Genomic DNA, 15,200 nt, shown 5'->3' on the forward strand with positions numbered 1-15,200 from the left:
CAATATTATGAAGAAAACAGCCCATATTATCTCGCATTCTCATTGGGATCGGGAATGGTATTTACCTTTTGAGCAACACCGCTATTACTTTATTAAACTAATGAATGATTTAATTGAGCAATTTAAGGAGGAAGGAAACGCGTTTCAATCCTTTCACCTAGATGGACAGACTATTCTGTTGGAAGATTATTTTGCTGTACATCCGGAAAACCGTGACATTGTGAAGCAATTAATTGCGGAGGGAAAAATACATATTGGCCCGTGGTACGTATTACAAGATGCATTTTTAACGAGTTCAGAGGCCAATGTCCGTAACTTGGTCATTGGTTTGCATGATACTAAAACCTATGGCCCGGCTTCTAAACTTGGTTATTTTCCCGATACTTTCGGTATTTACGGGCAGGCGCCACAGTTATTAATGCAAGCAGGAATTGATACTGCTACTTTTGGACGGGGAGTGAAACCGACTGGCTTTAATAATACAGTGTCAGATACGCCGAACTTTGAATCTCCGTATTCTGAAATGGTGTGGAAATCACCTGATGGCTCTAGCGTGTTGGGTGTTTTATTTGCCAATTGGTATTCAAATGGTAACGAAATACCAGTTGATGAAGCTCAAGCCAAAGAATTTTGGGATCAAAAACTCCAAGATGTCGAGAAATATGCTTCTACTAACCAGTTATTATTTATGAATGGATGCGACCATCAGCCGCTGCAGAAAACGATTCCGCAAGCAATTGAAACAGCAGCCAAACTGTACCCGGAGTATGACTTTAAACATTCCAGCTTTAGTGAATATACCGAGGCATTAAAAAGTTCCCTGCCAGACAATCTACAGGTAATTGAAGGAGAATTGCGCAACCAACGGACAGACGGATGGTCAACACTTGTCAACACTGCGTCGAGCCGGATTTACTTGAAACAAATGAATCACCAGTGTCAACTATTGCTAGAAAAAGTAGCTGAACCACTAGCAACCATGAACCATCTAACTGGCAGCAACTATCCAAGAGAATATGTACGGTTTATGTGGAAATCATTAATGGAAAATCACCCGCATGATAGTATTTGCGGATGTAGCGTTGACGAGGTCCATCGTGCAATGGTCAGTCGTTTTGAAAGTGTTTTACAAATGGGAGAAGTATTCGTGAAAGAACATGCTCGAATGCTAGCGAATGCAATTGATACATCGCAACTACCTGCGGATGGAATTCCGCTAGTTGTGATGAATACAACAGGGTGGAATAAAAACGAAGTTGTGACGAAAGTTGTTGATCTCGAAAAGATATACTTTTCCGAAATGCATTTCGGGAAGATTCCAACCTATTTGCAAGATAAGGAAACACCAAGCTATAAGCTCGTTGATGACCAGGGCAATGCTGTGTCATTCCAGTTCGCCGCGGAACCAACCGTGGAATTTGACTACGATTTACCAGAAGATAAATTCCGCCAACCGTTTTTTGCCAAGCGGGCAAAGCTTATGTTTTTCGCTGAAGAGATTCCTTCCTTTGGTTATAAAACCTTCTATCTTGTTCCGGATGAGCAGCAACAGGTTGGGCAGCAAGAAGAAGGGCATGCGACAAATGAAATGGAAAATGAGCATGTTCACTTACTGTTCCATGCAGATGGTACCTATGATTTAACACATAAGGAATCAGGCGAAACTTTCCGTCAACTTGGCATTTACGAAGACACAGGTGATGTAGGGAACGAATATATGTACAAAGAAGCAACAGGGCATTCGGCAATTACGACAAAAGATACGCAAGCAAAGCTTACTGTAATTGAAAAAAATGTGCTAAGAACGGTTTTACAAATTACACATACGTTAGAAATTCCAGTTTCTGCAGACGATCAGTTAGCTAAAGAACGTCATGCGTTAATTTGGCATAAAGAGAGAAAAGCGGGACGCTCAGGCGAAATGACGATGATTGAACTTCAAACAATCGTTACCCTTGAAAAAGGGATGAAAGGGCCAAGCTTTAAGCTGACGATGGATAATCAGGCAACAGATCACCGCTTGCGGGTTCTCTTCCCGACAGGACTTCAGACTGAAACGCATCAGGCAGACAGTATTTTTGAAATTGTTACTCGTCCGAATACTCCTGAAAAGGAATGGGAAAACCCTAGCTTCTGTCACCATCAGCAACGTTTTGCTAGTCTGTCAGATGACCACCTTGGCTTAACGGTTGCGACAGATGGCCTCCAAGAATATGAAATCTTGCCGGAGGACGGCACGATTGCTGTGACTGTGCTTCGTTCAACAGCAGAATTAGGTGACTGGGGCTACTTCCCAACACCGGAAGCGCAATGTTTGGGAATTCAAACAGCGGAATGGCAAGTTTTGCCACATGAAAAAGATGTAATTGATTCGCAAGCCTTTATCGACGCTTATCAATACAAAGTACCGATGACTGTTGTACAGACGGATGCCCATCAAGGAGAACTACCATCAACTTGGCAGTTTGTTGCTACGGAGGCAAATGGACTTGTGTGGACATCAATGAAAGTAGCGGAAGAACATGACGGTGTGATGCTACGCTGGTTTAACCCATCTGAAAAACAAGTAAGCCTAAAAGCAACGGTTCATGCGAATACCCAATCGTACAAAAGTACAATTTTAGAGGACAAAACAACACACACGGAAAATGTGTATCCAGTTGAGAAATATGAAATTATTACATTAGGTTTTGAAAAAGGAGAGTCACTATGATAACTGTAATTCCTGAATCTATGCAAAAATTAATCCAACATGTCAAAGAATTTTTCCCTGAAGACCAAAAGCTACAACAGATGTTTGAACAATGTTTTGTCAACACATACACGACGACAATGAAGCAAAAAGAAGATGGCAAAACGTTCGTCATCACTGGTGATATTCCTGCAATGTGGCTACGGGATTCGGCTGCTCAGGTTCGTCCTTATTTGTTGGCTGCTGAAGAAGATGGCGAAGTAGCAGATTTGCTTGAAGGGGTTATTCGTCAGCAATTTGAATTTATCCTCCATGATCCATATGCCAATGCCTTCAATGAGACGGCGAATGGCAAAGGGTATCAGGAAGATTTGACGGAAATGACAGCGCATATTTGGGAACGAAAATACGAAATTGATTCGCTTTGTTATCCGCTTCAGCTTGCTTACCTGTTTTGGAAGTCAACTGGCCGTACTTCCCACATTAAAGAGCAGCTTCCGCAAGTGTTGGAAACGATACTTAAAGTATGGCGGGATGAACAGGATCATGAAACGAATTCACCTTACAAATTTGAGCGCGCTGATGTGCGGCAGTCTGATACATTAATTCGAGATGGTAAAGGTGGGCGTGTTGTTCCTACTGGGATGACTTGGAGTGCATTCCGTCCAAGTGATGATGCCTGCACATACGGCTATCTTGTGCCGGCGAATATGTTTGCTGTCGTTGTCTTAGGTTATGCGGCAGAAATGTGTGAGGAAGTGTTACAGCAATCAGTCTTAAGAGAAGAGTGCTTGAAACTTCAGGCAGAAATTCAGCAAGGGATTGAGCAATTTGCCAAGCTGGAGCATCCGATTCACGGCGAGATATATGCCTATGAAACCGACGGAGAAGGACGCTTCAATCTAATGGATGATGCCAATGTGCCAAGCTTATTGGCAGCTCCTTATTTGGGCTATGCCGGATTTGAAGATACGACCTATCTCAACACGCGTCAATTTCTGTTGAGCAGGGATAATCCGTATTATTACGAAGGAAAATATGCAAATGGCATTGGCAGTCCGCACACGCCGGATCACTATATTTGGCATATTGCTCTTGCGATTCAAGGAATGACGACGACTGATGAAGCAGAAAAACAACAAATTTTGACGTATTTCACAACGACTGATGGCGGTACGAATTTCATGCATGAAGGATTCGATGCGGATTGTCCGGAAGAATTTACGCGAGACTGGTTCGCTTGGGCCAACACGATGTTCAGTGAATTTGTTTTAAGTTTAACGGGTAAAGCGGTCAAGGGAAGCCCGCTTCATCAGCAACTTCAGAAAAACAACTAATAACATGGCTGTACCGGACAATTAGAAAGGGTGAAGACTATGAGAAAAGGTTCATGGATGACTGTGTTGGAATGGATTTGGAGGGTCGTAGCGATAAACTTTTGCTGGATTGGCTTTACGATTCTAGGATTAGGGATCTTTGGATTTTTTCCAGCATCTGTTGCCCTTTTTACGATTGTCCGGAAATGGTTGAATAAAGATACGGATGCTCCACTGTTGAAGACATTTAGTCGTGTTTACTTCAAAGAATGGAAACGGACAAATGGTATCGCTCTTGTGTATTATGCTCTCGGGATTTTCTTATTTATTGATATCCGGATTGTCATGGAGCTTATGACAGGAATGTTCTCCATCTTCCTACTCGTGTTTTTATATGGCGTTTCAATTTTACTAGTATTATCAGTGGGTTATTTCTTTGCGCTTTATGCCCATTATGAATTATCCACTAAGGATTACATTAGACAATCTTTTTTCCATGCAGCTACAAATATTTCATCCACAATTATGATAGGTGCCGGGTTATTTATGGTAGGTTTTCTTCTATTCAAGTTTCCAGGTCTACTGTTGTTTATTTCTGGAGTAGCACCAGCGTACTTCGTGATGGTGGTCTGTATGAATAGATTCCAGAAACTCGAAAAAATGATCAGTCTCCAATAATTTTTCATTATAAAAAAGGTCCTATGAGGTGAAAGAATGTTTCTTACTGAGAGAAAATTTGAAGCACGTATCAATGAATTAGAGCAATATCGCTATCGCGACTGTGTGGCGATTGAGCAGTTTAATAGTCAGGATGATGACGGTGAAATTGGAGCGCATCCACCAGTAACCTATGATGGACAGTCAACGATGAAGATTGGTGATCATTGGAGGGGGCGTGACCGTTATATTTGGATGAATGCAGATGTCGATGGTCATCTTGTGAATAATGGTCGGCAAATTGTGGGTCTATTCTCGTTTGGTAAAACGGGAGGTGGTAATAACTCAGGATTTGAATCGCTATTGTTTGTCAACGGTAAGCCGTATCAAGGTGTTGACTCTAATCACGAGGAAGTGCTATTTGACGAGGAAGTTGTCAAAGGACCGATGCGCTTAGATTTCAGACTGTGGTCTGGATATGAGGGAGGCGGCGTTCCGGTTGAAGCTGAATTTAAGCTTGAACAGGCGCAAATTGGCTGGCTCGATACGAAAGTCGATAATTTATACTACACGCTGTTAGCTGCATATGAAGCTTTGAAAGAAACAAATGAAGCAGATCCTGCTTATATGCAGTTAAAGGCACTATTAGAGAATGCTTTGCACTGTTTGAATTGGACAGAGCCGGGAAGTGCTGAATTTTATGAATCCTGCTATGAGGCAGAAGCAGCTATTACAGAGGCGCTTCAAGCGATTGATAAATCTTCGGAAATTACCATTCATACGGTTGGTCATACCCATATCGACGTTGCTTGGCTATGGCGATTAAAAAATACAAGGGAAAAATCAGCACGTTCATTTTCGACAGTGCTCCATTTAATGAAGCAGTTCCCTGACTATTTATTTTTACAAACACAGCCACAGCTTTATGATTATATAAAGGATGACTATCCGGAAATTTATGAACAAATAAAGGAACGCGTTGCGGCTGCTCAATGGGAAGCTGGCGGTGCTATGTGGCTAGAGGCTGACTGTAATATTCCAAGCGGAGAGTCTTTAGTTCGTCAAATTTTACATGGGAAAAGATATTTCCAAGAAGAATTTGGCATCGATTGTGAATATTTATGGCTTCCAGACGTGTTCGGTTATAGCTGGGCACTGCCACAAATTTTGACTAAGTCTGGCATCAAAACAATGATGACGACGAAAATCAGTTGGAACCAATATAATAGGATGCCACATGATACTTTCCATTGGAAAGGGATTGACGGCTCAGAAATATTAACGCACTTTATCACGACGCCAGAACCGTGGAATGGTCCAGACTCTTGGTTCTATACGTATAACGGCTACATTACTGCTAAAACGGTAAAAGGTGCTTGGGAAGGCTACCGTGACAAGGATTTGTCGAAAGACTTGCTTCTTTCTTATGGATACGGTGATGGCGGTGGCGGTGTCAATCGTCATATGCTTGAAATGAGAAGGCGTTTTGATCAGCTACCAGGGATGCCAAATGTGAAGACCTCAACTGCGGGCGAGTTTTTCGATAAACTGCATCAAAATGTAGCAGAATCGGATGGCTATATTCATAAATGGGATGGCGAATTGTACTTGGAATACCACCGTGGTACGTATACAAGCCAAGCACATGTGAAAAAAATGAATCGAAAATTAGAACTATTGTATCGTAGAACTGAATTTTTCACCTCTTGGCTATCTGAAAATGGCGCATGGCTTGGAGTAGATGAGTTAAAAGAAGGTTGGAAAATTATTTTACGAAACCAATTTCATGATATTATTCCTGGGTCGTCGATTAAAGAAGTCTATGATGATGCTAGAGAAGAATATGACGAGGCACTCCAACTCGTTACAGGACTTGAAGCAAGAATTATTGACAGTGGGATTGAACAAGGTGGTCATTCAGTAGTAGCCATTAACTCGACGCATCTGACAAGCGGGAAAAATGTCTTTATTTCTCAGTTTGCTGATGTTGCTGCTGGAATCTGGAAGGATGACAGTGGGAAGGTGTTACACCACCAAAAACGTTCAGATGGGTGGTTGGTTGAAGTGGATTCTCTGCCATCATTTGGTGCAAAACAATTGTCTTTCGAACCGCTTGAAATTGCTGAAGAATCGGCAACGGATTTCCTTTATGAGAATCGACAATTGGAAACACCTTATTATTCCGTTGAGTGGAATGAGTTTGGTCACATGACAAAACTGTTCGATAAAGAAGCACAGCGTGATGTATTAGCTGCTGGCGAAAAGGGCAATGTTCTGCAGATTTTTGAGGATAAGCCACTTGCTCATGATGCATGGGATATTGATATTTTCTATCTGGAAAAGATGGAGGAAATCCGTGATATTCGTACGTTTGAAGTAGAAGAAAACGGCGAACTTGTTTTCAGCTTACTCATTACTTGGAACTATCATCATTCGGACATTTCACAGCGAATTGTATTTTATAAAAATGATCGCCGAATTGATTTTGAAACCAATGTGAACTGGCATGAAAAGAGAAAATTACTTAAAGCTGCTTTCCCTGTCGATATTCGCTCCACAGAGGCAACTTATGATGTTCAATATGGTAACGTAAAGCGTCCAACGCATTGGAATACTAGTTGGGATATGGCGAAATTCGAAACGGTTGGACACCAATGGGCTGATCTCTCAGAGCCTGATTACGGGGTAAGTTTGTTAAATGATTCTAAGTATGGCTACGATATTAAAGAGAATGTGATGAGATTGACATTACTAAAATCAGCGATTCATCCGGATCCACAAGCCGATCAAGGCGAACATTCTTTTGTTTACTCACTTTATCCACATGCTGGCGATTGGCGCCAGGCAAAAACAGTGGAAAAAGCTTGGGATTTGAATGATCCAGTTTTGGCTGTAGGAGGTAAATGGACAGCGGAAGAGTCTTTCATTGAGGTGGACGCAGAGCATATATGGATTGATGCGATTAAGCCTGCTTATGACGGTAATGGCCTGATTATCCGATTACATGAATATGAGGGGCGAAGAGGCAATGTGTCGTTGAATATTCAGAAAGACTCTACGTCTTGGGTGGAAACAGATTTGATGGAAGAACCGATTGGTACGATATCTGTTTCACCAATTGAGTTTACGATCAAGCCTTATGAAATCAAGACATTTAGAATCGTATAAGGATCTAAAAAGAGGGGTTCTTCGATAAGTCCTAATTATGAAGCAGGCAGTGAAAACAATTCGTTTTCTCTGCCTGATACTTTTGTGAGGAAGATTCATTTTCATTAATTATTGGTGAAATCTAAGATTTTTTCAGTTAATTCTAAATTAGTCAAGTATCAATAGCTTTCTACTAGCTTTAAAATAGAGTTATGGAAGTGCTTACATTGGGTGAGAGGAGGAAAATGATGAAAAGGATATTGAATGATATTTATAAAAATAGAATTTGGCTAATCATGGTTTTGCCAGGAACAATCTGGCTATTATTGTTTGCCTATTTACCGATGTTTGGTCAGGTGTTAGCCTTTAAAGATTTCCGAATTCATCCGGATGGTTTTTTTGCGAGCGTTATCACTAGTGAATGGGTTGGGTGGGAAAACTTTAAATATTTATTTAGTACGAATGACGCCTTAATCATCACAAGAAATACGATACTGTACAATCTTGTATTTATTGTACTAGGTCTTGTGGCAGCGGTTACAACAGCAATTTTGCTTAGCGAGTTACTGAATAAAAGGCTTTCTAAGGTTTATCAGACGGGTATGCTGTTTCCGCACTTTATATCTTGGGTTATCGGTAGTTATTTTGTCTTCACCTTCCTTAGTGCAGACAGTGGATTGTTAAATAATGTTCTAGGTTGGTTTAATATTGATCCAATTTCATGGTACAACGAGCCAAAGTTCTGGCCCTATCTTTTGGTTTTCATGAGTCTTTGGAAAGGTGTTGGCTATGGTAGTATCATTTACTTAGCCTCCATCGTCGGTATAGACAAAACCTATTATGAGGCAGCAATGATTGACGGAGCATCCAAATGGAAACAGATTAAGCACGTTACTTTACCAATGTTAAAACCATTGATGATTATCCTAACAATCATGAATGTCGGTCGTATTTTTAACTCTGATTTCGGTTTATTTTATCAAGTACCACGAGATTCAGGGACGCTATACTCCGTGACAAACGTTATAGATACATTTGTCTTCCGAGGCCTGATGACACTTGGTGATATTGGGATGAGTACAGCAGCAGGCCTTTATCAATCTGTTGTTGGTTTGATCCTTGTTCTAATTGCCAACTATATTGTTCGAAAACTAGATGAAGAAAGTGCGTTGTTCTAACTAGAACGGGGTGCACTTTCTTAGAAAGGATGGTGAGAATGATATGCCAAATAAACTCAACCAAACTCAAACACCTGGCAACGTCTCACAGCCATTGAATTTAAAGAAAGACGGGGGAGACATCAAGAGGAAGAAAGTGAGAAATCCTCATTCACTTCATCCGGTAATGAATTCCATCGTCAGTATTTTTCTTGGTGTTTTCACTTTCATGTGTGTCTTTCCGTTTCTCTATGTAATTATCATTTCCTTTACGAGTGAGGAAAGTATTGTGAGAAATGGTTTCCAAATCATTCCGTCCGAGTGGAGTATGGATGCATACAACTATTTATGGGGCGTGAAGGAGCAATTACTCGGTTCTTACGGTATAACGATTATCGTTACAGTTGTTGGAACTGTCATTAGTGTGTTAATGATTTCCTTTTATGCCTATGCAATCTCAAGGCCACAGTTTAAATATAGAAGGTTTTTCACGATGCTAGCGTTTTTCACAATGTTGTTTAGTGGTGGATTAGTTCCAACCTATATTGTTGTCACACAATTCTTGGGCTTAAAAAACACAATTTGGGCTTTGATTTTACCACTAGTAATGAATGCCTTTTATATCATTATTATGAGAACATTCTTTATGAAATCAGTTTCAGAGTCGATTTTGGAGTCTGCACGAATCGACGGCGCCAGTGAATGGAGAATATTTTTCCAGATTGTATTCCCGCTGTCACTTCCGGGTATTGCCACAATTGCGCTTTTCAGCACATTAGGATATTGGAATGACTGGTTTACGGCATTACTCTATATAGATAATCCGAAATTGGTACCACTTCAAGCGTTGCTTATGAAAATTGAGGCAAATCTAGAATTCATGCGGCAAAACGTAGAAGTTGGTTTAATGCAGCAAAGTTTATTTGATACTTTGCCACAGGAATCAGCAAAAATGGCCATGGTTGTAATCGCCACTTTACCAATTGCTGTCTCTTATCCGTTTTTCCAAAAATACTTTATTAGCGGACTGACAATTGGTGGCGTGAAAGAATAAAACAAGAAAAGGGGAGAAAAGGTATGAAAAAAAGATTTACAATTTTACTTGCGTTATTGCTATCCATTGGAACTATTCTCGCTGCTTGTAGCAGTAAAGAGGGTTCTTCATCAGAAAAGGATGGAAAAGACGGTAAGCCATATGAAATCAAATGGTATACAATCGGAACTCCGCAAAAAGATACTGACAAAGTGTTTGAGGAAGTTAATAAGTACTTGAAAGAAGAAATCAATGCGACTGTCAAAATGACGCAAATTGACTGGGGTGACTGGGATCAAAAATCTCAAGTTATGATTAACTCTGGTGAAGCGATGGATATTATCTTTACAAATGGATCAAAGTATGTACAAAATGCTCAAAAAGGTGCGTTCGTTGCTCTTGATGAAATGTTAGAGAAGGAAGGGAAGGAGTTAAAAGACGCGCTTGACCCTGCCCTATTAGAAGGTGTTAAAATTGACGGTAGTATTTATGGTATCCCTGCCAATAAAGAGGCTGCTAGACAAACCGTTTACACGTTCAATAAACGTCTAGTTGATAAGTATGGCTTCGATGTTTCAACGGTAAAAACATTGGAAGATCTAGAACCAATGCTAAAAGTTATTAAAGAAAATGAGTCGGGTGTTACACCAATGGCGACATTTAAAGCATATTTACCATATGACTATATTTTCAATAATGAAATGCCTTTTGCGTTCCCATTTGAAGGAGGGAATGACCAAGTCATTAACCAATTCGAATCCGATTTAACAATGCAAACTTATAAAACAATGCACAGTTACTATAAAGCTGGCTACTTAAAAGAAGACGCTGCGACAAGTAAAGATAGTTGGCCAATGGACGTAGAAAACTGGTTTGTCCGCATGGGTGATTCCCAGCCATATGCTGATTTACTATGGAGCCGTTCTGCAAAATATGATGTTGTATCTGTACCAGCTGAACAACCAGTGACAATTAATGATTCTGTTTCCGGTTCTATTCAAGCGATTTCAGCAACATCGAAGAACCCTAAAAAGGCAATGGAATTTTTAAACCTGTTGAACACAGACCCGTACCTTCGTAATCTAGTAGACAAGGGACTTGAAGGCGTTCACTATGAGAAGAATGCAGATGGAATGATTACAGATCTTCCTGCACGTATCGAAAGCTATAACATTCCAACGTACTCTATTGGTAACTTCTTTACTCTATACTTATATGAAACTGATCCAACAGATAAATGGGAGCAATTTAAACTCTTTAACGATTCGGCAAGTGCTGCACCAACTCTTGGATTCCACTTTAACAATGCGCCGGTGAGATCAGAAATTGCAGCGATTACAAATATTTCGAAAGAATTCTATCCAGCATTGGCAACGGGTTCTGTTGACCCAGAAGAATACTTGCCTAAATATAATAAAAAGTTAAAAGAAGCTGGCATAGACAAAGTACTAGAAGAAATTCAAAAGCAGTATGACGAGTGGAAAAAAGAACAGTAATAAATAACAATCAATCACGCCTCGGCGTGATTGTGTCCGGATTTTGAATCGAGCTTGGGGTCTGCATGATGCAGGTCATGCAACCATTGCCGCAGGACGCGGCGAACTTAGGTTGCCTTCCTTAAACTCCTTTCAAAATCCGTGACATCCGCCGGAGGCTTTATCAGGGAGGAATTGAACTTCATTCCTCCTCATTCAGCAGGGGTTCGAACTTCCACTGTATGAAAAGAATCCTTCATTCATTCCGCCACTTATGGAAGTGGCGGTCTTCTGCTGAATTCAGATAAAATCAAGCTGGGGAAATACTCCAGCTTGATTTTATGTTATTTGAAGACCGATTCTATTGTGCTATGCTTAAAGAAAATAAACACAAATTTGAGGACTTCAATATGAAAATAAAGAAACAAGGTCGTCCTAACACACAAAATATCTTTAATAAACTATTTCTTATTTCATCCATTACAATTATTACGACAGTCATTATTTTAATTGTGACCATTACAAACTACTATTCAGATATTATTATTCAAAAGGAAGTGAATATTAGCACAAGAACATTGGAGAGGGTAGAAGATTACTTTAGTGCCAAAGATGCTGATATTAACAGGGCCATGAAGGAGTTATACAGTAGGGGAGACATGATTGATGATATTTCTTATGCACTTCATAACGGCTATGGTGAGTATATGGAATATCGATTGGATAAGTTTTCCGAAAACCATTCATTTACACCGAGTAATATAGAAATTTATTTTACCAGTTATTTTAGTCATGATAGCGATTTAAATGCAATTAGTTTGAGTTCCTTGGAATACCCCGCTATCGAATATTTGTTAATCAATAATCAAACTCGATGGAGAGAAAGTATTGTCGCTAAAACCACAAAAAATGACCTGTTTTTTGGTATGCACAATGTATATACTGAAAGTTTGCCAAATATCCGTAAGTTTAAAAATACAATCATCAAAAAAATTGACATTAATAACCCTGTGACACTCAAGAAAATAGGAGAAATTTCGTTTTATTATTCAACAGAACAGATGGACGAGATGTTAAATAGGCATGAAGGGGCTCCTGCTTCTTATTTTTTGCTAGATAATGAAGGAACGAGTATGTATGCGCTTAATAAAGGCGTTCCCTTGAGTTTGATAGAAAAGGTAAGTCTTAAAACAAATGAAACGAAGATAAAATGGCAACGTGAAAACTACTATATTAATACGATTGCTAATAGTGGAGATTTTACGTATGTAAGTGTAATCCCTGACAAAGGCTGGACGAAGCTCATGATTGTTAGGGGTACGATGTGGATTGTGATTACGTTACTCATTGCTGTAGCCATTTTAATTTCCTATTCCTTTACTTATAACTATTCAAGGAGAATTACAACGATTATTTCGACTATACGTCAGGTGGAAAATGGAAATCTCCATGCAAGGATTCCGGAATCTAAACATGATGATGAATTATCGAAAATCGCCGTTAATATCAATTCCATGTTAGCGGAGTTGAACAACTATATTGAACAGTTCTATGTGCTAAATCTGAAGCAACAGCATGCAGAATTGAAAGCGTTACAAGCACAGATTGACCCACATTTTTTATTCAATACGCTCGAGGCAATCCGAATGGTGGCCGTAATGGAAGGATCGAAAACTTCCGCCAAAATGACTTTCCATTTGTCCAAGCTCTTTCGCTATTCATTGGAATCAAAAGATACAGTGCCACTGTATACTGAAATTGAATATTTGAATCAATATATCTCATTAATGCAATTCAAATTTCCAAATAAATTGCAAGTGTATTTCGATATTCCTAGTGATATGGAACAAATTATGGTACAAAAATTGATTTTACAACCGATTATTGAAAATTACTTTATTCACGGCTTCAAAAAAGGTCAGTCGGATAATACATTAATTATTCGTGCAGTAAACCTTGGTGACATGATGACACTGCGTGTGGAAGACAATGGAAAAGGAATGACGGAAGTAGAACTTTCAACTATTTTGCGACATATTAATCGTGATGAGGGTGATGAAATGAAATCAATCGGATTAAGAAATATTCATCAACGACTAAAACTAAAATATGGCGACCAATTTGGCATTTCATTAAAGAGTATCAAAGACCAGGGAACGATTGTGACACTATCCATTCCGGTACAGGGGAACTATCATGTATAAGGTATTGTTGACAGATGATGAAAAGTTAATAACTCTCGGACTTCAGGCATTGTTAGACTGGGAGGATTATGGGTTTGAAATTGTCTATACGGCAGAAAGCGGGGAAGAAGCGCTTGCCTATATACAAGAACATCCTATTGATCTTTTGATTACTGATATTATGATGTTGGAAATGTCTGGATTAGAATTAATAAAAGAAGCGAAAAATATCCAACCTCACATGAAAAGTATTGTGCTAACCGGCTATCAAGAATTCGATTATATTAAAGAAGGTTTACGATTAGGCATCGAAAACTATTTGGTAAAACCGGTGGATGAGGAAGAGTTATTGGTGTCTGTTCAAAATTTAGGCCGTAAGTTGAATTCGGCATCTGAAGAAGTAGTGCATATGCCAAACGAAGATTCGATTACACTGATGGACAATACACTTTGGCGATTTCTTAATGGAGAAATTGAAAAAAATGATTGTCTAGAGCGATTAGCTCTTTATAATATCCAGTTTCACGAGCCGTACTATACGATTTCAATTGTAAGTTTCGAATATTTTCAGGACACTGCAGTGACAAATAGGATTCGAGATTTTATAGAAGAACAATATAACGCCGTCTGTCTGTATAGTCCAAACCAAGAATTGATTGTCATCTTTGGTGGGATGAGTAAGCAGGATGTCATCAACCAAAATCATTGTTTAGTGGATAAACTTAGGAATGGAAAATGGGAAACGGGTTCATTTTATGTATCTATGGGAAGAACGATTACCGCGATAGAAGCACTAGAAGAAAGCTTTTTACTTGCTAAAGAGCATAATCTCATGCAGCTATACTTGGAACCTAACGTCCTTATTTCGGATGGACTAGCTATCAATCGGCAGGAGGAAGTAAAAAGGAAACAAGAATTTAAGGAAAGTTTAGTCAAGGCGCTGTTACATGCGGATGAAGCAGTATTAGATATGATTGATATTTTCTTGGATAGTGTGACAAAGAAGTCGAAATATATTTCTCCACAAGTAGCAAAAAAATATGTTTTGGATCTGATGTCCTATATTCATTATTCGATACAGCCTGATGAATTACCACTTTATACGGCATCCGTTGAACGAATGGTTTATGCGACAGCTATTCAGCAATTGAAAGTGATTTTACAGGAGTACTGTCAGGAATTAATGTTAACAATCCAAAATCAAGGTCATATGCGGAGTCCAATCGTCCAAAATGTCTTGAACTATATTCATACCCATTATGATGAGGGATTATCATTAAAAACATTGGGACAGCAATTCCATGTCAATACGATCTATCTAGGGCAATTATTTCAGAAGGAAGTGGGCGTTGTCTTCTCTGATTATATAAACCATTATCGTCTGGAAAAGGCAAAGGAATTGTTAAAAACGACGCATTTACGAGCAGGGGAAATCGGAAAAAAAGTAGGGTATTCTGATTCGACTTATTTTTATAAGCAATTTAGAAGAGTTGTCGGAATTACGCCGAGCGAATGGAGAAAAATCTAAACGTAAATTACA

9 protein-coding genes are annotated in these 15,200 nt (G+C 39.3%); all 9 read left to right on the forward strand.

From position 1 onward, the window contains the following. Positions 1 to 7: 7 nt before the first annotated feature. Positions 8 to 2,713, forward strand: coding sequence for an alpha-mannosidase (locus tag R2B72_RS10265; protein ID WP_318616420.1), 2,706 nt, complete (start codon positions 8 to 10; stop codon positions 2,711 to 2,713). Beyond that, positions 2,710 to 4,029: a glycoside hydrolase family 125 protein gene (locus R2B72_RS10270; RefSeq protein WP_318616421.1), complete on the forward strand. Its 1,320-nt coding sequence runs from the start codon at positions 2,710 to 2,712 to the stop codon at positions 4,027 to 4,029. The genes R2B72_RS10265 and R2B72_RS10270 overlap by 4 nt, the downstream gene beginning before the upstream one ends. A gap of 39 nt (positions 4,030 to 4,068) precedes the next feature. Further along, positions 4,069 to 4,686: a YesL family protein gene (locus R2B72_RS10275; protein ID WP_318616423.1), complete on the forward strand. Its 618-nt coding sequence runs from the start codon at positions 4,069 to 4,071 to the stop codon at positions 4,684 to 4,686. A 36-nt stretch (positions 4,687 to 4,722) separates the two neighbouring features. Continuing rightward, positions 4,723 to 7,833, forward strand: a complete 3,111-nt coding sequence (locus R2B72_RS10280; RefSeq protein ID WP_318616424.1) for an alpha-mannosidase — start codon at positions 4,723 to 4,725, stop codon at positions 7,831 to 7,833. A 227-nt stretch (positions 7,834 to 8,060) separates the two neighbouring features. After that, positions 8,061 to 8,990: a sugar ABC transporter permease gene (locus tag R2B72_RS10285; RefSeq protein WP_318616425.1), complete on the forward strand. Its 930-nt coding sequence runs from the start codon at positions 8,061 to 8,063 to the stop codon at positions 8,988 to 8,990. Positions 8,991 to 9,156: 166 nt separating this feature from the next. Continuing rightward, positions 9,157 to 10,023: a carbohydrate ABC transporter permease gene (locus R2B72_RS10290; RefSeq protein ID WP_318616517.1), complete on the forward strand. Its 867-nt coding sequence runs from the start codon at positions 9,157 to 9,159 to the stop codon at positions 10,021 to 10,023. Between the two features lie 23 nt (positions 10,024 to 10,046). Continuing rightward, entirely contained in the window at positions 10,047 to 11,498 is a 1,452-nt protein-coding gene (locus R2B72_RS10295) for an ABC transporter substrate-binding protein (protein ID WP_318616426.1), read from the forward strand. A 389-nt stretch (positions 11,499 to 11,887) separates the two neighbouring features. After that, entirely contained in the window at positions 11,888 to 13,681 is a 1,794-nt protein-coding gene (locus R2B72_RS10300; protein WP_318616427.1) for a sensor histidine kinase, read from the forward strand. Beyond that, complete coding sequence (locus tag R2B72_RS10305) at positions 13,674 to 15,188, forward strand: response regulator transcription factor (protein WP_318616428.1); 1,515 nt, start codon at positions 13,674 to 13,676, stop codon at positions 15,186 to 15,188. The genes R2B72_RS10300 and R2B72_RS10305 overlap by 8 nt, the downstream gene beginning before the upstream one ends. Positions 15,189 to 15,200: the final 12 nt, after the last annotated feature.

Origin of the sequence: Sporosarcina sp. YIM B06819, from assembly GCF_033485175.1 — a bacterium.
In the GTDB taxonomy this organism is placed as follows: Bacteria; Bacillota; Bacilli; order Bacillales_A; family Planococcaceae; genus Sporosarcina.